This is a genomic window from Sphingobacterium psychroaquaticum (assembly GCF_900177625.1).
Classification (GTDB): Bacteria; Bacteroidota; Bacteroidia; order Sphingobacteriales; family Sphingobacteriaceae; genus Sphingobacterium; species Sphingobacterium psychroaquaticum.
The window spans coordinates 1-22,572 of record NZ_FXAU01000005.1 but is presented as its reverse complement, the minus strand read 5'-3'; the positions used below and the strand labels follow the sequence as shown (position 1 = coordinate 22,572).

Below are 22,572 nucleotides of genomic sequence, written 5' to 3'. Positions count from 1 at the left end.
AATTTTTGAATGTGTAAAGAGCGAAATCATATTGATTTCGCTCTTTTTTATTGCTATTCAGGATCTTCTTCGTTTCCTTTTGAACAAAGTCACACTAGTTGCCTGTTGCCTTCCTGCTCGCGCGAGCCTTCGGCTCGTGTGCTCTTAGATAGTAAATAGTGATAAGTCCGAGCTTGAAGCTCGAACTAACGTGGAGGCCCCTCTTGATTTCCTTGCTGGCGCGAGCCTTTGGCTCGTGTCCTTTCGTAGGAAGGTAAAAGGTACGAGCTTCAAGCTTGCCTACCGCAGGCCGGGTTGAATTAACATAGAAAACCTAAGGCATAAAAAAGGCGGAATCAAATGCTGATTCCGCCGATTTTACTTACTAAATGTTCCTACGGGTAGATGATATTTTTATCAAATTTACAATGTAGAAGATTCTTCTTGTTGTTGTTCCTGTTCTTCAGTTTGTGCTGGAGCTGCTGGAGCCTCTTCTTTTGGTCTTTCAGATACAATCTTTGCAAAGATCTCTCTTTGTTCGTCAGAAAGCTTCTCTGCTACTTGTGTATCTACATTAGCTTGTACTTTAGTTAAAGCTTCTACACAAGCTTCAGGAGAAAGGGTTGCATCAGCACGTAATGTTGCTTTTGCTGTTTCGCCTTGGAGTACCAAATCAAACACGGTTTTTTGTTGATCTTCGGTCAATGTTAATTTTTCAGTCAACGTAACGGTTTCCTGTTTTGCTTTTTCTTCAGGTTTTACTTCTTGTGCAAATGTTAAAGTAGCGGCAAATAATAAACTGATTCCTGTTAAAAATAATTTTTTCATGACTTTGAATTTTAAATGTTAAACCTTTTTGTAATAAATTCTTTACACTAATAACTCTGAAATAGATCAGTTTATTGTTTTTATTGTATCAAGTATGTTACATTTTAACATTCCTTAACAGAATGATTTTCTATAAATCTGTTTGTTTTTATTGTTAAATAACTGATTTTAAGGTTGTTAATATTGTATTGTTTATTTATTCTGTTTTTTAGCCTATTGATACAATTAGAAGAGACTTGATACAAGAAAGGGAGGTCCTGTGTGTTAGACAGGACCTCCCTATAGCGTGTTTACTTTTTTATAAGCTCAATAAAGATCTTACTGGCGAGCTTCTGGACGACGACGTTCCCCTGGTTTCTCTAGCTTATCATACTTTTCTTTCTGTTCGTTAGTAAGAAACGATTTGATTTTCGCTTCATGTTCTGCACGATAAGCCTGCATTTCTTTTCGCATTGCTTCGCGATCTTTATTTTCTTTAGAACGATCAAATCGATTTTTTTGTTGTTCGGCTTGTCGTAATGTGTAATTGTAGATAGAGTCTTGCTGGCTCTGACTCAGGTTTAATTCTTTGTGTAACCTTTCTACGGTGTTCTTGGCGCGCGTGGCAGGCGTTATATCACGCATTCCTCCAGCAGGTCTTTGTTGCGCATAGCTGATGCTAATCCCTAGGAATAAGATCGTAGCTAAGATTTTGAAATTTCTCATAATCAATACTATTTATGTTTATACAAATCTATGTTATATAAACGTAAGTATTTCATAGTCATTGTGTTATTTAGTGTATATTAACATCAATTTATACTAATTAACACTTCAGTCTGTTACGAAAGATCGGAGGATAAGCGTATTAAATACATCGCTTTGGTTAAAAGCAATTTCTTGTGTAATGGGGATATAATAAATAGGATATGCGAGGACGAAGGACTGTGGTAGTCGTTGCATATCTTTCTCTGTTGTCAATATGATTTTCTTCGAATTCAGGATGTTATTAAAAGTACGAACAACACGATTAATATCCGTATCCGTAAAGGCGTGGTGATCTGGAAAGGAGATATGCTCCATTTGTAGACAACGTGGTTTCAGATACGCATATAAAGGTATAGGGTTGGCTATTCCGGTTAATAGGAGAACAGCCGTATCTTGTAATAGACTTGTATCAAAGAACTGCTGGTTTTTGTCGATGATGGATTGATAAGCTATCCGTGAGAAAAAAACAGGTGCTTTTGTATATTTTAAGAAACGGGTTTCGATAGCAAATCTTTCCTCACTATGTATGACCTCTGGGCTTTTTGTGACGACGATAACGTCTGCTCGTCGACTTTCCTGTAAGAGATCCCTGAAATTACCTGTAGGAAGGCTTAAAATAGGTTCCTGCAGCGATTGATAATCGAAAAGAAGAATGGAGAAGCTTGGGGTTAATTTACGATGTTGGAAGGCATCGTCTAAAAGTATGGCATCATGTTTATCCTTTAGTTTTTCAACACCTATACATCGATTTTCTGAGACAGCAACGGTATTATCTGGAAACTTACGTTTAATTTGTAACGGTTCATCCCCAACATCACGCGCATCAGATGTAGATTCGACATAGTAAAAACCTTTGGTCCGACGGCCATAGCCGCGACTGAGGACAGCAACACGATATTTGTCCTTTACGAGACGAAGAACATATTCTGTCATGGGGCTTTTTCCTGTACCTCCAACGGCAAGGTTGCCAATAACGATTACTGGAAGATTGTAGCTTGTACTTTTGAGTATACCATAGTCATATAAGCGATTTCTGAACCAAATGATTACGGTATATAAGAGGGTAATAGGGAGTAAGAACCAGCGTAGGATCTTCATAAGCATTAGGGCTTTTTAATAAGCTTAATACCTATGTCAGCAATATGTTTTAATGGATTTTCCCGCATGTTCTGTTCCACGGAAAAATGGTATAGACCGGTATCCGGGAAGGTAAAATCTTTTTTGACCAAGACTTCGTTACTATATAGGCTTCCTGCATTCTTACCCATCCAACGGCCATCAAGTTCCGCAAATTTTACTTCATACCGATAGGCGGTATCCTGTACTTTTGGACCTTTCTCATGGAGAAGAAAGAATAGGTTGGAGTAATTATAATCGCCCGTATGACGCACATGGATGTAAACATCATAATGGGCTTTGTTGTCATCAATCTTAACATCGAAGGTGGGCATACTATTGTATGCCCACGAACGGTTAAGAATGGGTTTATTTACTTCATAAAAGTTCTGCTGCTCACACGCGGTAGCGAAAAGTAGAAGAAAAGAAAATGCTGTAAATACGATCTTTCTCATACGGAAATTGCTTTGTTTTATGTCCTAACTTTTGGGACCATTATTGTCCGTAGATTTTCCTTTATTTTTATTCTTATTGCGATTGAAGCGTTTTTTCGGTTTGTTTTCGCCGTTTTGTTTTTCTTCTGTATTTTTCGCAACAGGAGCACCACCCGTATTTACAGGAGCTTTTTCGCTCTTAGTTGTTTCTGCTTTTACCGGTGCCGGTTTTTTATTTTCAGTTGCTCCGGCAGGAGTATCCTTACGTCCTTTTGTCGATTTCTTACGTTTCTTCTTCTTGTTTTTATCGTCTAGGCGGGTCAAAGAATCCTGTCCTACCACATTTTCGTAATCGTGTGAAATAGGCTTTTGTACTTCTTCGATCTCGATGGTCGTGAACAGCTGGGCCGGCTTTTTGCCGTTTCTATTCATCTCGGAATATTCCTTAACTGTCGTTACTTCCAAAGGAATCCAATTTTCGGCACCAGGAAACGAATACCACATGATTTTTTTGAAAATATCCGTTTTCTGTAGATACGCGACACCGCTCTCGGTCTCGATACGATCCACATTGTTTGGTATATTTTTCAATGCATCCATATAGCTATCCAACTCGAAGTTGAGACAACATTTGAGCTTACCACATTGTCCAGCTAATTTAAGTGTATTGAGCGATAAGTTTTGATAACGTGCAGCGGAAGTAGAAACCGTCTTAAAGTCGGTCAGCCACGTGGAACAACAAAGTTCGCGCCCGCATGAACCAATACCGCCCAAGCGGCTCGCTTCTTGGCGCATCCCGATCTGTCGCATTTCAATACGAATCCGGAATGCTTCGGCCATCCGTTTGATCAACTCCCGAAAATCTACACGCCCTTCAGCAGTATAGTAGAAAGTCGCCTTTGTTTTATCACCTTGATAATCGACATCCGATATCTTCATGGATAAACCGAGCTCCAAAGCCAAATTCCTGGCACGGTGCATCGTTTCCCATTCTAAATCTTTTGCTGCATTAAATTTGACAACATCAGACTCGCTTGCTTTGCGATAAACTTTCTTGAGAACACTCTCCGGGTCTACATTATTTTTCTTCAGTTGTAAGCGAACCAACTCTCCGGTAAGCGATACGTGGCCAATGTCATACCCTCCTGTAGAAGGTTCAACAGCCACCATTTCGCCCATCTCCAAGTATAGGTTGTCTGTATTGATATAAAAATCTTTACGAGAGCCTTTGAAGCGAATCTCTACAATGTTGAATGGTTTATAATTTGAAGGCAAATCCATATCGGAAAGCCAATCGTATACATCTAATTTATTACATCCGCTGGTCATGCATGAGCCATTATTCTGGCATCCTGCAGGTGTTGTTCCTACGGTATTGCTACCACAACCTCCTCCGGACGAGCAACTGCCACATCCCATATTTTTTTCGTTATATATATTGAGTCCCTTGCGGGATCGTTTTGTACTTAAATATTAATACTAATTGCAAAGATAAATCTAAAAATAATATTTTAGGATTAGCGTTGCGTTCTACTTTATAATGTGTCTTTTCCAAGAGTTCGATGGCTGCCTCCAGCTGCTCCAGCTGAAAATTGTCACTAAACTTCTTGACAAAGTCTAATTCTTGTCCCTGTATGAGGACCAAATCGTGAAGCCCTTGTTGTAAGAGCACAATTTGGCGCAACATATTGATGGCATAAATTAGGAAATTTTTTTGATTTTCACGGCCTAATTTTGAGAGGTCTTCTTCACTGGTTTTAATCAGTTGTAAGCCCGCATCTGTAACAACGAAACGGAGCCAATTAATCAATAAATTGAAGTATGGATTCGTGTCTTCTTCAAGTAAATCTATAGCCGTTTGAATATTGCCGTCTGCGATGAAGGCAATTTCATGTGCACGCTCTTCGGAAAGGCCTTTATCTGCGATGAGGAAGCTTTTGACATCCTGATGCCCCAGTTTAAAGATCTTAACCAATTGTGTGCGCGATATAATGGTATTGAGTATTTTATCCTGATTTTCCGCCACTAATAAAAAAAGTGTTTTGGCTGGTGGTTCTTCGATAAGCTTTAGTAAAGCGTTTCCTTGTACATCAAGATATTCGGGAAGCCACATAATCAAAACTTTGTATTCCGCCTCGAAAGATTTGAGGCTTAGTTTTTTGATGATGTCATGCGCTTCAGCGATATTTATATTTGCTTGTTTATTACCGGCGTCTAATTGGTTTCGCCAGTTTGTAAGGCCTAGATAGGGGTTTTCCAGAAATGCTTTACGCCATTCTTCAACATAAACTGTTGCCACATCTTTCTCGCCACTAGCAAAGAAAGGATAAGAAAAATGAAGATCCGGATGGATAAGTTTTTGGTACTTTAAGCAAGCGCTACACTGTCCGCAACTGTCTGTTGGCGAAGGATTCTCACAGTTGATATATTGCGCATAGGCTAAGGCAAGGGCGAGGCTTCCCGACCCCTCCGGACCCAAGAAAAGCTGTGCATGGCTTACGCGGTTATCCTGAACGGTTTGTAGAAGATGATCCTTGACCTGTTGATGGCCTATTATTTCTTTAAAGTGCATAGTTAATTTGTACAAACATACGAATTAATTGAGTTGTGATAAGAATTAACAGCCCTCCAGTTTATAAAATGTAGATTCTTTTCTGTAATATTGCATATAAAAATCTATAAAATTCAGGAAATGAGATTTATTGTATCCACGTCAATTTTATTAAAACAATTACAGGCAATTAGCGGCGCTTCAAGCAGCAGTACTGTACTCCCGATTCTAGAGAATTTCTTATTCGAGATCAAAGATAATTTGTTGACCATCTCGGCAACAGACCTTCAGACGAGTATGGTAACCTCCTTACAAATTGAAGCGAAAGAAGAAGGACGAGTGGCCATGCCTTCGAAAATTTTAATCGAGACACTAAAAACTCTTCCTGATCAACCCGTTGCTTTCTCGGTTGATACCAAAACCTTAGCAATAGAAATTAGTGCCGGAGATGGTAAATACAAATTAAGTGGCGAAAATGCAGACGATTTCCCGAAGATACCGGTGGTAGATAATGGGTCGACCGTTAGTATAGGCACATCTGTATTATCGGAAGCAATCAATAAGACGATTTTTGCCGTTAGTAACGACGAGCTAAGACCAGCGATGTCAGGTGTATTGGTTCAGTTGGCAGAACAGTCGGTTACGTTTGTAGCAACCGATGCCCATAAATTGGTAAGATACCGCAGAACGGATATTGGATCGGATAAACCAACGTCTTTGATCCTACCTAAAAAAGCGCTTAACTTGTTGAAGTCGTCCTTGCCATCAGATGATAGCAGCGTTTCCATCGAGTACAACAACACAAATGCTTTTTTCAAGTTTGGAAATATTCATTTAATCTGTCGTTTGATCGATGAGCGTTATCCCGATTATGAAGCCGTTATTCCGCAAGTTAACCCGAATAAATTGACGGTTGATAGACTTCTTTTTTTAAATACACTTCGTCGCGTGGTAATCTTCGCAAACAAAACAACACACCAAGTGCGGTTGAAGATTTCTGGAAGTGAATTACATATTTCGGCGGAAGATCTGGACTTCTCTAACGAAGCACACGAACGGTTGAGTTGTCAGTTTGAAGGTCAGGATATGGAGATTGGATTTAACGCTAAGTTTTTGGTAGAGATGCTGAATAATTTAGATTCTTCGGAGGTTGTGATTGAAATGAGTACACCAAATAGAGCAGGCCTTTTAATTCCGGCAATTAAGGAAGAAAACGAGGATGTTTTGATGTTGGTGATGCCTGTTATGTTAAATAATATTTAAGAGCCCGCGTTTTGGAGTGGATATATAGCCTTATTGATTTTGTTTTGCATATTGATAAGCATTTGGTAGAAATAGTAAATAACTATCAGACGTGGACATACCTTATTCTTTTTCTGATCATTTTCGTAGAAACAGGTGTGGTGGTTATGCCTTTCTTACCGGGTGATTCATTGCTTTTTGCTGCAGGGATGCTTGCGGCGCAACCGAATGATTTGAATATATGGTTAATGGTTTTTCTATTGCTTATAGCTGCAATTACGGGAGACTCACTCAACTATTCTATCGGAAAACGATTTGGAATGGGGATAACCCGATTCAAAATTTTTGGTAAGCAGGTGGTTAAACCGGAGCAGATCGAAAAGACACACGCTTTTTATGAGAAATATGGGAGTAAAACAATTGTTATTGCGCGTTTTGTGCCGATTGTAAGAACGTTAGCTCCTTTTGTAGGTGGAATAGGTAAAATGCATTACGGCACTTTTTTAACCTATAATGTCGTGGGAGCTTTCCTTTGGGTCGTAGGTATTACATTCGCAGGGTATTTCTTGGGAAATATTCCTTTAATAAGAGACAATTTCTCTAAAGTCGTCCTATTGATTATCGTTATTTCCGTTTTGCCGATTGTTTTCGAGGTCGTAAAGGAAAAGCTAAAAAGTAAAAAAGAAAACGCTTAGATTTTAAACGATAGCGTGTTATATAAAATTAGAGGAGAAACCCATGATAAAAGGTTTCTCCTTTTTCTTTTTTGGTTCAATTTGTGTTATTGAAAAATATGCAAAATCTTTACATGACGTCCATTTTTAAAGCATGATGATACGACCGCTCTATATTTTTCTTTTTTTTATTCTTCCCCTTACATGCGTGGCGCAACGTAAGGGTATTCATGTAAATAAGGCCGAAGCACAGGCTGCCTTTGAATATTTAAAAAGCGTTCGGGAGAACCCGGCTAAATTTATGAAAAGTTTGGGTGTTCGCTTTGACACTAAACAGGTTTCCAAACTGAAATTGAACTGGAACGAACAATTGGCGGAAACAGCAGAATTTCGGGCCTATGATATGGCTAATAGAGGGTATTTTGACCATGTAACACCAGAGGGAATTGGTCCTAACTATTATATAAATAAATACGGATATACATTAAATGGTGATTGGTTAAAGAAAATTTCAACGAATAATTTTGAATCTATAGCGGCAAATCATGCTTCGGCAGTAGATGGAATTAAAGCATTTATTATTGGTAAAGGCTCGCCTGGTTTTATGCATCGTAAGCATGTATTGGGTATGGATAAGTGGAACGGCTCGCTGTATGATATTGGAATTGGTTTTGTACAGCTGGAAAAAGGCAATCCTTATAAAAGCTATTTATGTGTAATTATTGCTAAACACGACTGGTAAGACACTTTATGAAAGGTTTTTATTAAATTTCGAGTTTTACTTTTGTAAATTTTCTACCTTTGCATATGATAAAATCAATGACAGGGTATGGTATTGGTTCTCAGGAAAATGGGAAAGTAAAATATACCGTTGAATTAAAATCCCTGAACTCTAAATTTCTCGAACTTAGTTTACGGCTTCCCAAAGCTGTGTCGGATAAAGAATTGGCGCTACGTTCGGAGGCTGGTAAGCTGATTGAACGAGGCAAAGTGAATATGATGGTTACGGTTGAGTATGCTGATCAGACTGCTAAGGCCTCCACAATCAATGCGGAACTTCTTGGTAAATATTATAAACAATTACAGGAAATAGCAACACAATTGGGGGATACGGATGCTTCTTTATTTGCCTTGGCATTAGATATGCCTGAAGTGGTAACAGCAAAAGATGATACCGTGGATGAGGAAGAAGGACGTGTTTTAATGGATGCCTTCTATGCTGCAATTGCGAAGTTCAATAAGTTTAGAGAAGATGAAGGCGACATCTTAAAAAACGATGTCGAAGGTCGTGTAAATATGATTATGACTTATCTTACTGAGGTGGAGAGTGTGGAAGGAAGTCGGATACCGTTGATTCGTGAAAGACTATCTCACTATTTGGATGAAGCTGTAGGAAAAGAAAATGTGGATATGAATCGATTCGAACAGGAGATTATCTATTATATTGATAAGCTAGATGTAACGGAAGAAAAAGTTCGCTTACGCAGTCATTGTAATTATTTTATCAAAGCATTGAGCGCTTCAGATTCTAACGGAAAGAAATTAGGTTTTATCTCGCAGGAGATGGGGCGTGAAATTAATACGTTGGGTTCAAAAGCGAATGATGCCGGAATACAACAGATTGTTGTACGGATGAAAGAGGAGCTCGAGAAAATCAAAGAACAACTGTTAAACGTTTTATAGCTAATGGGTGGTAAACTAATTATATTCTCTGCCCCATCTGGCGCAGGAAAAACGACTATTGTTAAACGCTTGTTAGAAAAGCACAGTGATAAATTGGCCTTTTCTATTTCGGCGAGCACCCGGGAACCACGGACAGGCGAGGTTGATGGAAAGGATTATTATTTTGTGTCGAAGGAAGATTTCTTACACAAGATTGCAAAACAAGAGTTTATTGAGTTTGAGGAGGTTTACGCGGGAACATTCTATGGTACTTTGCGTAAAGAGGTAGAACGCATTTGGGCAATGGGCAAATCGGTTATCTTTGATATCGATGTGGTAGGCGGGTTACGCTTGAAGTCTAAATTCCCAGAAGAGGCGTTGGCGATTTTCGTTAATCCACCATCATTTGACGTGTTGAAAGAACGCTTACGAGGTCGAGGTACAGATTCCGAAGAGAAGCTGCAGGAACGCTTTGCAAAAGCTGAACTAGAACTCAGCTACGCGGATAAGTTTGATGTAGTCCTCAATAATTTTGAACTAGAAGTGGCCTGTGCTGAAGCAGAGGAAATGGTTTTGACATTTTTAGAAAAATAATGGCAAATAAAGTCGGTCTTTTTTTTGGGTCCTTTAACCCAATACATATTGGTCATCTTATTATTGCAAACTACATGGCCAATTATACAACATTGGACGAGGTGTGGTTTGTGGTATCTCCTCAAAATCCATTTAAGGAGAAAAAGAGCTTGGGCAATATGTATGACCGATTGGAGATGGTTAATTTAGCGATTCATGAAAGTGAATCGCTGCGCAGCTCCAATATTGAATTTTCCTTACCTCAACCTTCGTATACGATCGATACGCTGATACACCTAGCGGAAAAATACCCGAATAAATCATTTTCTCTTATTATGGGAGAAGATAATCTTGCGGGGCTTCCCAAATGGAAAAATTACGAAGTCATCTTGCGAGATTATCCGATATATGTGTATCCGAGACCAGGATACGATGGTGGCATACTAAAAGAGCATCCATCGATTATTATGACAGAAACGCCATTAATGGAGCTGTCATCCACCTTTATTCGTCAATCGGTTAAAGAAGGAAAAAATATTCATTTCTTTACGCCGGACAAGGTTATCGAGTTTATTGATAAAAAAGGGTTATATCAGTAATTGCTCGAAAAGAATTCCCTTTTTTGTAAAAACCATTATTTCAGCTAGATTTGGGGTTTAGCTATGAAAATCATGAATCCGTTACAACAGCTGAATCAACCCACAGGACGGTTTATACACCATAATGATCGGCCATATTTGTTTTTTGGGGGAACAGCTTATTTAAGCTTGTTGGTAGAACCCAATTATATTGATATATATAAGGAAGGGATTGATCGGTATGGTTTGAATAACGGTACCTCACGCAGTAATAATATACAATTAGGTATTTATGCGGAAGCGGAAGCTAATATGGCTGCACGATTTGGTTTCGAAGAGGCAACGTTACTATCGAGTGGGTATCTCGCCGCTCAACTAGCTGTTCGGCAATTGCAGGCTAAAGGTGAAATGATTTATGCACCAGGAACGCATCCCGCTTTATGGTTGAATGGCGCAACGACGACAGAGGAGAAGACTTTTGAGGACTGGGCGCAGGATACGGTATCTTATATCAATCGTTCTTCAGCGAATAGTTTTGTTGTCATAGCGAATAGCATGGATAATTTGCGGCCAACACAATATGATTTTTCTGCTTTTCGGGAAATAGACTCCAGAAATAAGGTATACCTTTTATTAGATGATTCACATGGAATCGGCGTGCGAGAGGCGAATCGTTGTTTTGTTGATATACGAGATATACAAGAAAATATGCCGGTAGAATTGATTGTGGTGGCGTCCTTAGCGAAGGGAATGGGAACAGATGCTGGAATTTTGCTTTCATCGAAGGAGATGGCTTCATTTTTTAAGCAATCTCCGTTTTTTATGGGAGCATCGCCGGCGAGCCCAGCAGCAATGTACGCCTTGGTTTATGGTGAAGCTATATATAAAGCACAGGTCGAAAAGATGCAAAAGAACGTTACATATATGCAAGAGAACGTGGGTGAAGGCATTAACCATATTGATCGTTTTCCTGTGTTTACCGTAAACAAGCTAGGGGCATTTGAGAAGCTGTTGGCAAAGGAAATTTTGATCTCAAGTTTCCCATATCCATTACCCACGGATCAACCGCTGAATCGAATTGTAGTGGCTGCACATCACACGGAAAATGATATGAATGTGCTGAAGACCGCCTTGTTATCCGTCTAGTAAAATGTTGAGAATTAGTTATCTAGTTAATTACATCGAGCGAGTGTCATAAGCACACATTTGGTTATTCTTGGATAAGATGTTGATACAGAAAAGTTTCGCTTTGGTCATCTTTGGTAAAAAAACATAAATAAATTTTTAAACATCATAAAAAAAAGATACTTTTGCATCCCCAAACAACACATGCGTTAAGGGTTGAGAAATAAATAATTACAGTAAAAATAGATATGACTAAAGCAGAAATTATTGCGGAGATCTCTAACAAAACAGGCTTAGAGAAGGTAGATGTTCAAGAAACAGTTGAGGCATTTTTCAAAGTTGTAAAAAATGCAATGATTAGCGGCGAGAATGTGTACGTTAGAGGTTTTGGTAGCTTCGTGGTTAAGAAAAGAGCAGAGAAAACAGCTCGTAACATTTCAAAAAACACAGCTATAATTATCCCGGCGCACTTTGTACCAAGCTTCAAACCAGCAAAAGTTTTTGTTGAGAAAGTAAAACAAGGGAACAAATAAAACTAAAAAACTATGTTAAATACCAAGCAAATTGTCGTTGTAGTGTTAGTGGTGGCTCTTATGGGTGTATTATTGGCACGGCCTATCAAAGGCTTGGTAAATGAAAATAAAGAAAGCGCGACTTCAGCAACCGCGGAAGCTTCGTCTACCTATAACTTTAAGAGCGTTTCTGATGTTTCCAAACAAGGCGTAGATGCCGGTTTGACGCAGGAGATCAATGCTTTAGAAGAAAAGGTTGCTAAGGCGGATGGTGAGGAAAAGATTTCTTTGTTAGGGCAATTAGCCCAAAAATGGGATGATTTAGCTAAATATGCTCCTCAGGGATTTATTTATGAGGAAATGGCAAAAATTTCTCCTAAATTTGAATATTGGTTGAAGTCTGGCGACGCCTTTCGCTCTGCATACACAAATTTGCAGGATACAGCGATGGCAAAGGAATTGAATCGATTGGCTATTCAATCGTATGAAAAGGCTACAGCGCTAGACGAAAACAACTTGGATGCAAAGACAGGTTTAGGGGCAGCAATGGTAACAGGAACAAACAACCCGATGTCGGGAATCGCGATCTTGAGAGAAGTTGTAGCAAAGGACCCTAAAAATATTCAGGCAAACAAAACACTGGGATTGTTTTCTTTACAGTCTCGTCAATTCGATAAAGCTGTTGACCGTTTTAAAACAGTTGTCGAATTGAAGCCTGATGCTGAATCATATTTTTATTTAGCGACAGGATACGAAAACATGGGGTTAAAGAATGAAGCAATTGCTGCTTTTCAGAAAAGTAAGGAATTGGCATCTGACCCGACGCTTTCACAGTTCATCGACAGACGTGTAGAAGAACTAAGCAAGTAATTAACTTATTTTTTATAATCATTTAAAAACATTAAAGCTATGCCAAGCGGAAAAAAAAGAAAAAGACATAAAATGGCTACGCACAAGCGTAAAAAACGTTTAAGAAAAAATAGACACAAGAAGAAATAAGCTTGTTTGTCTTTTAGGCTTTAGCCACTAAAGACTACATACAATCTATGGTTTTACTACGGTAGAATCATAGATTGTATTTTTTCATTAACGAGTTTTTATGTTGTATCAGGTTTGTAATTGCTTTACAAATCTTAAATGTGTAGCTGTTGGTAAAGGAACTAATTATCGATTCAACTCCCGAAAAAGGAGTGACTATTGCTTTACTACAGGACAAACAGCTTGTTGAGCTGAACAGGGAACAGGCCGATAATAATTTTGCCGTAGGTGATATTTATCTGGGTAGAATCAAAAAGATTATGCCAGGCCTGAATGCCGCTTTCGTAGACGTTGGATACGAAAAAGATGCGTTCTTACATTATTTGGATTTAGGACCTCAGGTTCAGTCATTACTCAAGCTCACGCGAATAGTAAAGAATGGCAGCTATCAGGAGATGCTGCTCAGTAGTTTAAAGCTTGAAAAGGACATTGATAAAGCAGGAAAAATTTCGGACATCTTAAGCCGTAATTTGCTTTTACCGGTACAAATTGCCAAAGAGCCCATTTCTACCAAAGGACCCCGATTAAGTTCGGATTTGTCTATTGCAGGTAGATTTGTTGTATTGGTGCCGTTTTCAAGTACGGTTTCCATATCCAAGAGAATTAAAGGCAATGCTGAACGTACACGCCTCAAGAAGATTGTAGAAAGTATTAAACCTGCAAACTTTGGTGTGATTATACGTACGGTATCCGAAGGAAAGGGAGTCGAAGAATTACAAAAAGACTTGCTAGACTTAATCTCGAAATGGGAACTGTTTACCAAACGCCTTAGGACTGCTGAACCGCCTCAAAAAGTATTGGGCGAAATGGATAGAGCTTCTACCATTTTACGCGATATTTTGACGGACGAGTTCACGCATATACATGTCAATGATAATGCCTTGTATGAAGAAGTAAAATCTTACGTACAGGAAATTTCTCCCGATTTGGAAAAAATTGTAAAGCTCTATAAACACAAAGAGCCTATTTTTGATCACTTCGGCATTGAAAAACAAATTAAGGCGTCTTTCGGCAAGACGGTGAATTTGCAAGGTGGTGCTTATCTTGTGATTGAGCATACCGAAGCACTCCATGTAGTGGATGTGAACAGCGGAAACCGAATTGCTAGTAAAGAAAACCAAGAGGAAAATGCGCTTCTGGTAAACAAAGAAGCAGCAAAAGAAATCGCAAGGCAATTGCGCCTGCGTGATATGGGAGGTATTGTTGTAATCGATTTTATCGATATGCACAAACCGGCCAATCGGAAAGAGCTTTATGGTTATCTAAAGGAATGTATGGCGAATGATCGCGCAAAACATACCATATTGCCACCAAGTAAATTTGGATTGGTACAGATAACCAGACAACGCGTAAGACCAGAGATGAGTGTGGTGACAAGTGAAAAATGTCCCGCATGTGAAGGAACTGGCGAAATACGATCCAGCATTGTTTTGCTAGATGATATTGAAAACAATTTGAGCTTTATTCTTCAAGAGCAAAATGAAAAAGATGTAACGCTTTGTGTACATCCATATATCGCGGCTTACATTAAGTCGGGATTGATCTCGAGAAGACTTAAATGGTTTTTCAAATATGGGAAATGGATTAAGATTAAAACTGTCTCCTCGTATTACCTCACACAATTTCGATTCTTTAATAGCAAAGAGGAAGAAATTAAGTTATAAAATTGAAAAGGGATAGCGACGGCTATCCCTTTTTTGATTTTATGTGTTGAAGAATTTCAGCGACTTGATCACTCGTGTCGATACTGTCCAGCCAATGGATATGGACACCATCTTTTTCCATCTTTCGGAAGAATGTCATTTGCCTCTTAGCATAACGATGTATTTCTGTTTCTAATTTCGTTTTAAAATAAATCTCGTCGATTTCACCAGCAAGGAATAATGAACCGTATTTATACTCTAATCCATAATATTGTAGATCTGTATGCGTGACGCCTTGTTCAAGGAGCGATTCTATTTCATCAAGGAGGCCTTGTTCTATGCGCTGTGAAAGCCGAATCGAGATATTTTCTCTTCGTTTTTCTAATGCTGGATTCAGTCCAAAAACGAGGTATGGATAGGGAGGCGTTGTGCTCTTTTGCAGAGGTTCCGGCTTTTGATGCAACCAGGAAAGAATTTCTATAGCACGAATTAGTCTTTTGTGCGAGCTTTTGTCAATTGTATAATCAGAAGGAATAGTAAAGTTATGAAGCAAATCTATAAGCTCTTCTTTCGATTGTTTTAGTAGCGTTTCACGTAAAACAAGATCTATCGGAACATCAATATAAGGTTGTGATTGAAAAAGAGCATGAAAATACATTCCGGTGCCACCACAGGCAATCACTTGCTTCTTTCGAGAGATGATGTCGGTGTATGCCCCTTCAAAATCGGTCGTAAATTGCCAAACATTGTATTTTTCACCAGGGTTTAAGATATCGATAAGGTGATAGGGAATGGATCCGTACTCGCGGAGATCCTTACCCGTACCAATATCCATTTGTTTATACACTTGCCTAGAGTCTACACTGATGATCTCCCCGGCGAGATGTTCGGCAAGGGCAACGGCTAGTTTTGTTTTGCCGGATGCTGTAGGCCCCAATATTGTTAATAACAAATCGGGCGGAAGATCAACCTCCGCCCGATTTGGTAATATGTTATTTGACGTTGTTATCACAACACAAATTTAGTCCATTTTTCATTGCTTTCATTACTCTGTACTACATTTTGAACAAATGCCATACCGCGGACACCATCATCGACAGAAGGGAAGTCTAGTTGCTCTGGCGTAGGTACACGACCTTCTTTTTTAGCGCTTACCGTTGCTGCGAAATTGCGATAGATATTGGCAAATGATTCAAGTAAACCTTCAGGATGTCCTGCAGGAACTCGTGTATTGTGCGTCGCAAATGAGCTTAATGTAAATGGTGCAGCATATGCATTTCCAGTACGGTATATCTGGCGCGGTTGGTCGAGCATTTTGATGATCAAATTGTTCGGATCTTCATTGGCCCACTCCAATCCTCCCTCTTCACCATAGATGCGGATGCGAACTGCATTTTCCTCTCCGGCGGAAATCTGTGAGGCCATTAACACCCCTTTAGCACCTTGCTCAAAACGAAGTAAAACAGAACCGTCGTCATCTAGTTGACGTCCCTCGACAAAAGTAGTTAGGTCAGCACATAGTTCCGTAATTCGTAGTCCCGATACATATTCTGCTAGGTGTGCCGCATGTGTACCAATATCACCCATAACCAACGACAATCCTGATTTTTTCGGGTCGGCACGCCATGCTGCTCCAGCATTGCCTTCACGTTCTGATAAACGACTTAACCACCCTTGCGGATATTCCACGACAATTTTTCTGATTTTACCGAAATGACCGGCTTTAATCATAGCTTTCGCCTGCTTGATCATCGGATAGCCCGAGTAAGTGTGTGTCAAGCACAGTGTACGTCCAGTCTTCTCAACGATTTCTTTTAGCTCCTTTGCTTCATCAAGGCTTACCGTCATCGGCTTTTCAATGACAACGTCAAAGCCGTTTTCTAAAGCCATTTTTGCAGGAGCAAAATGTAAAAAATTAGGTGTTACGATGGTCAAAAAATCCATACGCTCTCCTTCTGGAAGTTGCGACTCTTTTTCAATCATTTGTCCATACGATTCGTAAACACGACTTGGGTCTACAAAAAGTTCTTCGCCCGATTCTTTTGATATTTGGGGATCGATACTGAAAGCCCCACAAACTAATTCTATTTTGCCATCCATAAAGGCAGCAATACGATGTACGGCACCAATAAAGGCATCCTTGCCTCCACCGACCATGCCCATCCTTAATTTTCGCTTCATGTTAATCTGTTAAGTTTAAGGTTTTTTTTTGATGGTTAAATATACGGAACCGTTCCCGATTTTCATAATGTTAATACCAGCTTGGTACTACCACTATTGTATTTACTGTATTCTCCTTTTATGGGCAAAGTAGATGTGGCGGTTTGCTGGGGTATATTCTGAAAGTGTAATGCCTGTGGAGGAAGAGTTCCTGTAGGAAGAAAGCCGATGGTCTTTAAACTGGAGTCTTGGGACCAGTCGTTGTCCACATAGGTCATAATATCTCCAGGCGTAAAATCTTTTGCAAAGGCACGAATTAATCGCGATAACCCACCAACCACACGAAGTCCCGATTTGTGACAAAACCGGATAAGCTCAAAAGAACGGTAGTTAGTCGGTTTATCCTTCATTTTACGGCCACCACTAAAAACAGCAAGGGAAACGAGATCTCCGCGGTAAAAAAGACCGTATCTATATTTTCCAGGAAAGGCAGTGTTAAGATGGTGCTCTTCTAAAAACTGCATACTTATGCGCTTATCCACCCGGGCAATAACAGTTTCTCGGGCATAAATAGTTTGTCCCTTACTGTACAGCGAGGCGATACGCTGAAGGACTTTTTCTTCGTTTTTCCTTAAATACTCCTCATCAAGGTGGATAACCCGAGCACTCGTTACTGTTTTTAAACGATTTTTTGCAGCAGGACTGTAGATCACGATACTAACATCTAAATCTTCTGAGGTTAAAATGGTAAACGCCAGGGTTTGATGTGTCACGAATATCGTATCGAGAAGCAGAGCGAGTTGTTGCGAAAATGCTGTGTTATGATTTTGTTCATCCATCCACCACAAAGTTAGTACATTCTAAATAGGTATAAATTTTTATTAATACCTTTGCACGGAAATTCATCATTTAGGACGTAGAAAGGATTAACTTTTCTTGTTTAATAGAGTCTAAATGAAAGAATACTTAATAATATTGTAAGCGTATGAAGTTACCTATTGTAGCGTATGGAGATCCTGTTTTAAGAAAGAAAGCAGAAGAGATAGAAGAGGATTATCCGAATTTAAAGCAATTGATTGATGATATGTTTGAAACGATGTATGGCGCCCATGGTGTTGGTTTAGCTGCACCGCAGATTGGTTTGTCGATTCGTTTGTTTGTTATCGATGGTTCTCCCTTTGCAGAGGATGATGAGGATGGTGAAGGAGATGCTACATTAAAGGATTTTAAGAAGGTGTTTATTAATCCGATCATCGTAGAAGAAAGTGGCGAGAAATGGGGATTCAGTGAAGGATGTTTGAGTATACCTGATATCTCAGAAGAAGTGATGCGCCCATCGAATGTCGTAATCAACTATCTGGATGAGAATTTTGAAGAACAAGAAATATCTTTGTCAGGATTGGCCGCGCGTATTGTACAACACGAATACGATCATATTGATGGAAAGTTGTTTACGGATAAACTTGGTCCTTTGAAGAAAGCTATGCTAAAGGGAAAGCTCGACTCTATATCTAAAGGAATGGTTCGGGTGGGATATAAGATGAGGTTTCCAAATCAGAAAAAAGGGAGGTAAGTAGATTACTTCCCTTTTTTGTTAACCACCAACAACCGGCAGTGAAAACTTATATTTTACCGCGAGTATACGGATGATAAATATTACAGAAGCGGAAAGGAATGTGTTTACACCAGGGTCTACATTCAGTGACCCTAACGCTACATATAAGATCGCGCCAGAGAGACAGGCGGTAGCATAAATTTCCTTACGAAATATTAACGGTGTCTCATTCATTAAGGTGTCCCGAATTACACCGCCCATTACAGAAGAGAACATGCCCAAAATCACTGCGGCAGGAACCGAACTGTCGTGTAATAAGGATTTTTGAACACCCACGATACAAAAAAAGCCGATACCGATGGCATCAAAGAATGTGAGCGTTCGTGCTAAACGATCGAGTCTTTTGTTCGCAACAATAGATATAAAAACACCAATTAGAATAGCAATAAGATAATTTCCATCATCGACCCAAATCGGCCGTAGGTTTAAAAAGACATCGCGTAGGGAACCACCCCCAATGGCCGTGACAAAGCCCGTGAAAGTTGCCCCAAATACATCAATACCCTTTCGGTTGGCAGCCATCGCTCCAGATATGGCAAATACCATAGTTCCCAATAAGTCGATCGAGTAGATTATATCCATATGTATAGTTGCTACATTACAATATTACAAAAAAAAGAGAGTATCAGTATTGATACCCTCTAATTAAACAGGCATATAGCATGGAATTACTGAATGCTGTTTTTATCTTAGTTAATGTTATTTTTCGTTGGTGCGATCTTTCTTTTTTGGAGGAACAGGAAGGCCGTCCATATTGATGTTAAAGTTCTTAAGATCCAAAGATTCTAGCACATCTGTAGCGATTGTAATACTCTTTGCAGTAATGTCATTTATTTTCGCCTCCCATTCCGGAGAATTATAGTAAATTTCTATTTTTTTTGCGGCTGCTTCGGCTTGGCGCACCGCATTTTCTTCTATCTTGGTAACTTTGCTTTTCCATTCCGGACTGCTGTAGTAGAATGAAATGTGTTTAGCTGCCGCTTCAGCGTGACGCGTTGCGTTTTCTTCTATTTTGGCTATTTTCGCTTTCCATTCCGGAGAATTGTAGTATGCTTCAATTTCTTTTCCCCGAGCTTCGGCATCACGTGCTTTTTCTTCTATTTTAGCTATTTTCGCTTTCCATTCCGGAGAGTTGTAGTACGCTTCAATTTCTCTTCCCCGAGCCTCGGCGTCACGTGCTTTTTCTTCTATCTTGGTTATTTTTGCTTTCCACTCGGGTGAGTTATAGTAGGCTTCGATTTTCTGTGCCTGGCTATCGGTCAGTTTATTTAGACGTTCCGCTAGTTCGGGCGAGATAATATGAAGGCTGTCGTTTTTTCTGATTTTTTCTTTAGTTGTGTCTTGCACGAAAACCTCCGTACGAGTTGTATTTGTCGTGGTATCTGCGGACAGAATAGTATCATTCGCTTTTACGGTAGTACTATCATTGCAACATTCTTTCAATAAATCCGTATGTGGATTTTTCTCCGGGGCAATCCAAGCGATTGTTGTGAAAGCTAAGGTGCTGAGTCCTAGAGCAACGAGATGTTGTCTAATATTGGTATATTTCTTTTCCATTTTTGTAATGCGTTTAATACGGTGTAATAAATGTTGTTGCTGTTTACCCGTTGCCGCCATAGCATAAGAGGCAGCAATTGGTTCTTTTAACGTTTCTAGCGAAAAAAGTGCTTGCGCATACGTGATAGGAGAGGAGATGTGTGTAACAACAACATCATCACAAGCATGTTCACGCTCTGTTTGTATATGTTTCGTTAACAACCATACGAAGGGGTTGAAAAACAAAAGGGTTTCGATAACGACATTTACCAGGTTGTATAAGTAGTCATTTCTTTTAATATGTGCCAGTTCGTGTAATAAAATTGCTTCTACTTGTTGTAGGTCCATTTGATTTGCTAACGCAAAAGGAAAAAGGACAATAGGCTTAAAATGCCCGATCGTGAGTGGAACAGATATTTTAGTAGAGAGAAATAAACCAACATCTTTCTGGATAGAAAGCGAACTTTTGATTTTTTCAAAGGCGATGGTCCAAGCGATAGGCGTGTCCGATAAACCTTTACGACGAAGATAGGTCATCCTGGAATAGCCGTTCGAAAAAACAACTAACTGGATCAACAGTCCGATTATATACAAAGAGGTAAACCAAGGAAACAAGATCTCAAAAGTGTGTCGGACATTTTGGCTATCTGTAAGGTATGGAGCAAGAGCGATGTAGGTTTCTAAATCCTCCTTTTTCATGAATAAGGCCGGGATATTGATGTAGTACAAAAAGGTGCTTATGAACAACCCTAAAAGAATAACCTGACCAAGAAATGAAGCATTATACTTGTGTCGTGCGGATAGGTTAGGGGTCATCATGAAGGTTATACGTAAGATCGTATAAAGTGCCGCCCCCTGCCAGAGCGAGTGTAAGATTGACCACCCGATGGCCGTCGTGAAATTGTTTAAGAGCTGTTCCATAGCTTACGAATTTTCAAGGTTCTCTAAATACTGTTTGATTGCATTTAGCTCCTCTTTGCTTGTTCGATTATTTCCTAATGCTTGCATCACTAATCTAGATGTTGATCCATTATATACGGTGTCGATCATTTTGTCCAAAAAATTATGCTGCGTTTGTTCTTCGTTTATAAGCGCTTTATATATATGTGTTTTGGCGCTAGTATCCCGGTCCACCATTTTTTTGTCTAGCATTATCTGCATAAGCTTTAAAATCGTGGTATAACCAACGGCTTTGCTATCCAGGCACTCATATACTTCTCTAACACTACACTGCCCCTTTTTCCAAAGAACCTGTAGGATTTCCATTTCACTATCTGTTGGTTTCATATTCATCTACGAATGTTTTCGTATTCAAATCTACGAAGCTTTTCGTAATATCAAAATTTTTTTAACTTTTTTTCTTTATTTCATCTTAGATATTCTAAAAAGGAGTAGAGAATGGTTCATTGATAGAATGCGTTTAGATAGTAGTTGGTAAGGATTAGTTTGTGATTGGTAATTTATAGAGGAGAGTTTGTTGTTGATGGTTTATAGTTGTTCGTTGATTGAGATCCGTTCGTGGTTGGTAGTTGGTAGGGGAGGGAGATTAGAGTTGGTAGTTGATAGGGATTAATTTGTGATTGGTAGTTTATAGAAGAGAGATTATAGTTGGTAGTTGATAGGGATTGGTCGTTTTATAGATTGTAGGGTGAGTTTTCGAATTCGCTGGCGCGAGCTTGTAGCTCGTGTCCCAATCAAAAGGCCGAGCTACAAGCTCCTCCGGTAGGCAGGCTCGAACTAGCGAGGTGTGTCATTGCCATGAGGCAGTCTGTGATAAGCAGGTTTGTAACGCGCGCATAACAAGTGATCGTCATCCCGACGCTAGGAGGGATCTAAGTACTATATCAATAAGAAATATCTAGATCTATTAATCATGCATAAAGACTAGGCTTGCTACGAATAAGATTGCCACAGCTTCGTGCCTCAGGTTCGCAAAGACGCCAAGGAGTGCCGCGTCGTCACAGTGCGGAGGCACAACGCGACAACCCTTGTTAGGATCCTTTTAATATTTCTTCAACCTTTTGTCCTTACTCTTTTCTGAATTCTCTCTTCCTTTAAAACTATTATCCATAAACGTCCCCCTATATCCCCATGCCCCTTTCTACAATCATAAACTACGATCTACGAACCATACTCTACGAACTACTTTCTACAAACCATAATCTACGAACCACTAACTACAAAAATATCCGCCACGTTTACAGCGTATTATGCTGCATCCCAAAAAAAGACCCAACAAAGTCTTGGAAGGAATAGGTAAAGTTTTCTACCTTTGCACCACTCCGCAAGGGAGGAACGATTGAAATAGAGGTCAAAAACGAGGTCAGCATGTGAGTTAAACATGTTTTTACCGAATTTTTGGAAAGCGGGAAGGTCAAAATAAAAATCATTTTTATTTTGGTAATCCAAAAAGCTTTTCTACCTTTGCAGTCCCAACCGATAGGAAGGGTATCCCAACCGAAACTTACCGACTCCGGTAAGCCGAAAACAAGGAACACAAACAAGATAGGTCAAGCCTGAAAAGGCAAGATATAGAAGCCAAAGCGCGACGCGGCGGCG

Annotated in this window: 23 protein-coding genes; 11 read left to right on the top strand and 12 right to left on the bottom strand. The window is 39.5% G+C overall.

Going from position 1 to position 22,572, the window contains the following annotated elements:
• Positions 1 to 402: 402 nt before the first annotated feature.
• From B9Y69_RS13015 to B9Y69_RS12990, 6 genes are all read right to left on the bottom strand, one after another.
• Positions 403 to 807 carry a hypothetical protein gene (locus tag B9Y69_RS13015; protein ID WP_085473418.1) on the bottom strand — a complete coding sequence of 135 codons (405 nt, stop codon included), beginning with the start codon at positions 805 to 807 and terminating at the stop codon, positions 403 to 405.
• A 318-nt stretch (positions 808 to 1,125) separates the two neighbouring features.
• Entirely contained in the window at positions 1,126 to 1,512 is a 387-nt protein-coding gene (locus B9Y69_RS13010; RefSeq protein WP_085473417.1) for a hypothetical protein, read from the bottom strand.
• 108 nt (positions 1,513 to 1,620) lie between these two features.
• A complete protein-coding gene (gene lpxK, locus B9Y69_RS13005; RefSeq protein WP_085473698.1) occupies positions 1,621 to 2,652 on the bottom strand; it encodes a tetraacyldisaccharide 4'-kinase in 1,032 nt (343 codons plus the stop codon).
• 5 nt (positions 2,653 to 2,657) lie between these two features.
• Complete coding sequence (locus tag B9Y69_RS13000; protein ID WP_085473416.1) at positions 2,658 to 3,125, bottom strand: gliding motility lipoprotein GldH; 468 nt, start codon at positions 3,123 to 3,125, stop codon at positions 2,658 to 2,660.
• A 24-nt stretch (positions 3,126 to 3,149) separates the two neighbouring features.
• Complete coding sequence (locus B9Y69_RS12995; protein WP_200811808.1) at positions 3,150 to 4,523, bottom strand: PSP1 domain-containing protein; 1,374 nt, start codon at positions 4,521 to 4,523, stop codon at positions 3,150 to 3,152.
• 10 nt (positions 4,524 to 4,533) lie between these two features.
• Complete coding sequence (locus B9Y69_RS12990; RefSeq protein ID WP_085473414.1) at positions 4,534 to 5,676, bottom strand: DNA polymerase III subunit; 1,143 nt, start codon at positions 5,674 to 5,676, stop codon at positions 4,534 to 4,536.
• Positions 5,677 to 5,796: 120 nt separating this feature from the next.
• Here B9Y69_RS12990 and dnaN point away from each other — a divergent pair, with 120 nt between their 5' ends.
• From dnaN to B9Y69_RS12940, 10 genes are all read left to right on the top strand, one after another.
• Positions 5,797 to 6,918: a DNA polymerase III subunit beta gene (gene dnaN, locus B9Y69_RS12985; RefSeq protein WP_085473413.1), complete on the top strand. Its 1,122-nt coding sequence runs from the start codon at positions 5,797 to 5,799 to the stop codon at positions 6,916 to 6,918.
• 11 nt (positions 6,919 to 6,929) lie between these two features.
• Positions 6,930 to 7,592, top strand: a complete 663-nt coding sequence (locus tag B9Y69_RS12980) for a DedA family protein (RefSeq protein ID WP_085473412.1) — start codon at positions 6,930 to 6,932, stop codon at positions 7,590 to 7,592.
• Positions 7,593 to 7,725: 133 nt separating this feature from the next.
• Positions 7,726 to 8,313, top strand: coding sequence for a CAP domain-containing protein (locus B9Y69_RS12975; protein WP_085473411.1), 588 nt, complete (start codon positions 7,726 to 7,728; stop codon positions 8,311 to 8,313).
• A gap of 65 nt (positions 8,314 to 8,378) precedes the next feature.
• On the top strand, positions 8,379 to 9,254 hold the full coding sequence (locus tag B9Y69_RS12970) for a YicC/YloC family endoribonuclease (protein WP_085473410.1): 876 nt from the start codon (positions 8,379 to 8,381) through the stop codon (positions 9,252 to 9,254).
• 3 nt (positions 9,255 to 9,257) lie between these two features.
• Positions 9,258 to 9,827, top strand: a complete 570-nt coding sequence (gene gmk / locus B9Y69_RS12965; RefSeq protein ID WP_085473409.1) for a guanylate kinase — start codon at positions 9,258 to 9,260, stop codon at positions 9,825 to 9,827.
• The gene (gene nadD / locus B9Y69_RS12960; RefSeq protein WP_085473408.1) at positions 9,827 to 10,405 is read left to right on the top strand and encodes a nicotinate (nicotinamide) nucleotide adenylyltransferase; all 579 of its coding nucleotides are present in this window, start codon (positions 9,827 to 9,829) and stop codon (positions 10,403 to 10,405) included. The genes gmk and nadD overlap by 1 nt, the downstream gene beginning before the upstream one ends.
• Positions 10,406 to 10,468: 63 nt before the next feature.
• Positions 10,469 to 11,530, top strand: a complete 1,062-nt coding sequence (locus tag B9Y69_RS12955; protein ID WP_234991237.1) for an aminotransferase class I/II-fold pyridoxal phosphate-dependent enzyme — start codon at positions 10,469 to 10,471, stop codon at positions 11,528 to 11,530.
• 227 nt (positions 11,531 to 11,757) lie between these two features.
• Positions 11,758 to 12,042 (top strand): HU family DNA-binding protein, encoded by a 285-nt coding sequence (locus tag B9Y69_RS12950; RefSeq protein ID WP_085473406.1) that lies wholly within the window; start codon positions 11,758 to 11,760, stop codon positions 12,040 to 12,042.
• A gap of 12 nt (positions 12,043 to 12,054) precedes the next feature.
• The gene (locus tag B9Y69_RS12945; RefSeq protein WP_085473405.1) at positions 12,055 to 12,891 is read left to right on the top strand and encodes a tetratricopeptide repeat protein; all 837 of its coding nucleotides are present in this window, start codon (positions 12,055 to 12,057) and stop codon (positions 12,889 to 12,891) included.
• 278 nt (positions 12,892 to 13,169) lie between these two features.
• Positions 13,170 to 14,723: an Rne/Rng family ribonuclease gene (locus B9Y69_RS12940; RefSeq protein ID WP_085473404.1), complete on the top strand. Its 1,554-nt coding sequence runs from the start codon at positions 13,170 to 13,172 to the stop codon at positions 14,721 to 14,723.
• A gap of 22 nt (positions 14,724 to 14,745) precedes the next feature.
• On the opposite strand, the gene miaA is transcribed toward B9Y69_RS12940, so the two are convergent.
• From miaA to B9Y69_RS12925, 3 genes are all read right to left on the bottom strand, one after another.
• The gene (gene miaA, locus B9Y69_RS12935) at positions 14,746 to 15,714 is read right to left on the bottom strand and encodes a tRNA (adenosine(37)-N6)-dimethylallyltransferase MiaA (protein WP_085473403.1); all 969 of its coding nucleotides are present in this window, start codon (positions 15,712 to 15,714) and stop codon (positions 14,746 to 14,748) included.
• Positions 15,711 to 16,883: a Gfo/Idh/MocA family protein gene (locus B9Y69_RS12930; protein ID WP_085473402.1), complete on the bottom strand. Its 1,173-nt coding sequence runs from the start codon at positions 16,881 to 16,883 to the stop codon at positions 15,711 to 15,713. The genes miaA and B9Y69_RS12930 overlap by 4 nt, the downstream gene beginning before the upstream one ends.
• Before the next feature lie 62 nt (positions 16,884 to 16,945).
• Entirely contained in the window at positions 16,946 to 17,701 is a 756-nt protein-coding gene (locus tag B9Y69_RS12925) for a hypothetical protein (RefSeq protein ID WP_085473401.1), read from the bottom strand.
• 146 nt (positions 17,702 to 17,847) lie between these two features.
• Between B9Y69_RS12925 and def the strand changes: the two genes are divergently transcribed.
• Entirely contained in the window at positions 17,848 to 18,435 is a 588-nt protein-coding gene (gene def / locus B9Y69_RS12920) for a peptide deformylase (protein WP_085473400.1), read from the top strand.
• Positions 18,436 to 18,456: 21 nt separating this feature from the next.
• Here def and B9Y69_RS12915 read toward each other — a convergent pair whose 3' ends face one another.
• From B9Y69_RS12915 to B9Y69_RS12905, 3 genes are all read right to left on the bottom strand, one after another.
• A complete protein-coding gene (locus tag B9Y69_RS12915) occupies positions 18,457 to 19,059 on the bottom strand; it encodes a trimeric intracellular cation channel family protein (protein WP_085473399.1) in 603 nt (200 codons plus the stop codon).
• Between the two features lie 117 nt (positions 19,060 to 19,176).
• The gene (locus B9Y69_RS12910) at positions 19,177 to 20,934 is read right to left on the bottom strand and encodes a M56 family metallopeptidase (RefSeq protein WP_085473398.1); all 1,758 of its coding nucleotides are present in this window, start codon (positions 20,932 to 20,934) and stop codon (positions 19,177 to 19,179) included.
• 3 nt (positions 20,935 to 20,937) lie between these two features.
• The gene (locus tag B9Y69_RS12905; protein ID WP_317042143.1) at positions 20,938 to 21,300 is read right to left on the bottom strand and encodes a BlaI/MecI/CopY family transcriptional regulator; all 363 of its coding nucleotides are present in this window, start codon (positions 21,298 to 21,300) and stop codon (positions 20,938 to 20,940) included.
• Between the last annotated feature and the right edge of the window lie 1,272 nt (positions 21,301 to 22,572).

Bases quoted from the DNA above. Each gene is read 5' to 3' on its own strand.
- B9Y69_RS13015 (WP_085473418.1), bottom strand. From the start codon at position 807: ATGAAAAAATTATTTTTAACAGGAATCAGTTTATTATTTGCCGCTACT.
- B9Y69_RS13010 (WP_085473417.1), bottom strand. From the start codon at position 1,512: ATGAGAAATTTCAAAATCTTAGCTACGATCTTATTCCTAGGGATTAGC.
- lpxK (WP_085473698.1), bottom strand. From the start codon at position 2,652: ATGAAGATCCTACGCTGGTTCTTACTCCCTATTACCCTCTTATATACC.
- B9Y69_RS13000 (WP_085473416.1), bottom strand. From the start codon at position 3,125: ATGAGAAAGATCGTATTTACAGCATTTTCTTTTCTTCTACTTTTCGCT.
- B9Y69_RS12995 (WP_200811808.1), bottom strand. From the start codon at position 4,523: ATGGGATGTGGCAGTTGCTCGTCCGGAGGAGGTTGTGGTAGCAATACC.
- B9Y69_RS12990 (WP_085473414.1), bottom strand. From the start codon at position 5,676: ATGCACTTTAAAGAAATAATAGGCCATCAACAGGTCAAGGATCATCTT.
- dnaN (WP_085473413.1), top strand. From the start codon at position 5,797: ATGAGATTTATTGTATCCACGTCAATTTTATTAAAACAATTACAGGCA.
- B9Y69_RS12975 (WP_085473411.1), top strand. From the start codon at position 7,726: ATGATGATACGACCGCTCTATATTTTTCTTTTTTTTATTCTTCCCCTT.
- B9Y69_RS12970 (WP_085473410.1), top strand. From the start codon at position 8,379: ATGATAAAATCAATGACAGGGTATGGTATTGGTTCTCAGGAAAATGGG.
- gmk (WP_085473409.1), top strand. From the start codon at position 9,258: ATGGGTGGTAAACTAATTATATTCTCTGCCCCATCTGGCGCAGGAAAA.
- nadD (WP_085473408.1), top strand. From the start codon at position 9,827: ATGGCAAATAAAGTCGGTCTTTTTTTTGGGTCCTTTAACCCAATACAT.
- B9Y69_RS12955 (WP_234991237.1), top strand. From the start codon at position 10,469: ATGAAAATCATGAATCCGTTACAACAGCTGAATCAACCCACAGGACGG.
- B9Y69_RS12950 (WP_085473406.1), top strand. From the start codon at position 11,758: ATGACTAAAGCAGAAATTATTGCGGAGATCTCTAACAAAACAGGCTTA.
- B9Y69_RS12945 (WP_085473405.1), top strand. From the start codon at position 12,055: ATGTTAAATACCAAGCAAATTGTCGTTGTAGTGTTAGTGGTGGCTCTT.
- B9Y69_RS12930 (WP_085473402.1), bottom strand. From the start codon at position 16,883: ATGAAGCGAAAATTAAGGATGGGCATGGTCGGTGGAGGCAAGGATGCC.
- B9Y69_RS12925 (WP_085473401.1), bottom strand. From the start codon at position 17,701: ATGGATGAACAAAATCATAACACAGCATTTTCGCAACAACTCGCTCTG.
- def (WP_085473400.1), top strand. From the start codon at position 17,848: ATGAAGTTACCTATTGTAGCGTATGGAGATCCTGTTTTAAGAAAGAAA.
- B9Y69_RS12915 (WP_085473399.1), bottom strand. From the start codon at position 19,059: ATGGATATAATCTACTCGATCGACTTATTGGGAACTATGGTATTTGCC.
- B9Y69_RS12910 (WP_085473398.1), bottom strand. From the start codon at position 20,934: ATGGAACAGCTCTTAAACAATTTCACGACGGCCATCGGGTGGTCAATC.
- B9Y69_RS12905 (WP_317042143.1), bottom strand. From the start codon at position 21,300: ATGAAACCAACAGATAGTGAAATGGAAATCCTACAGGTTCTTTGGAAA.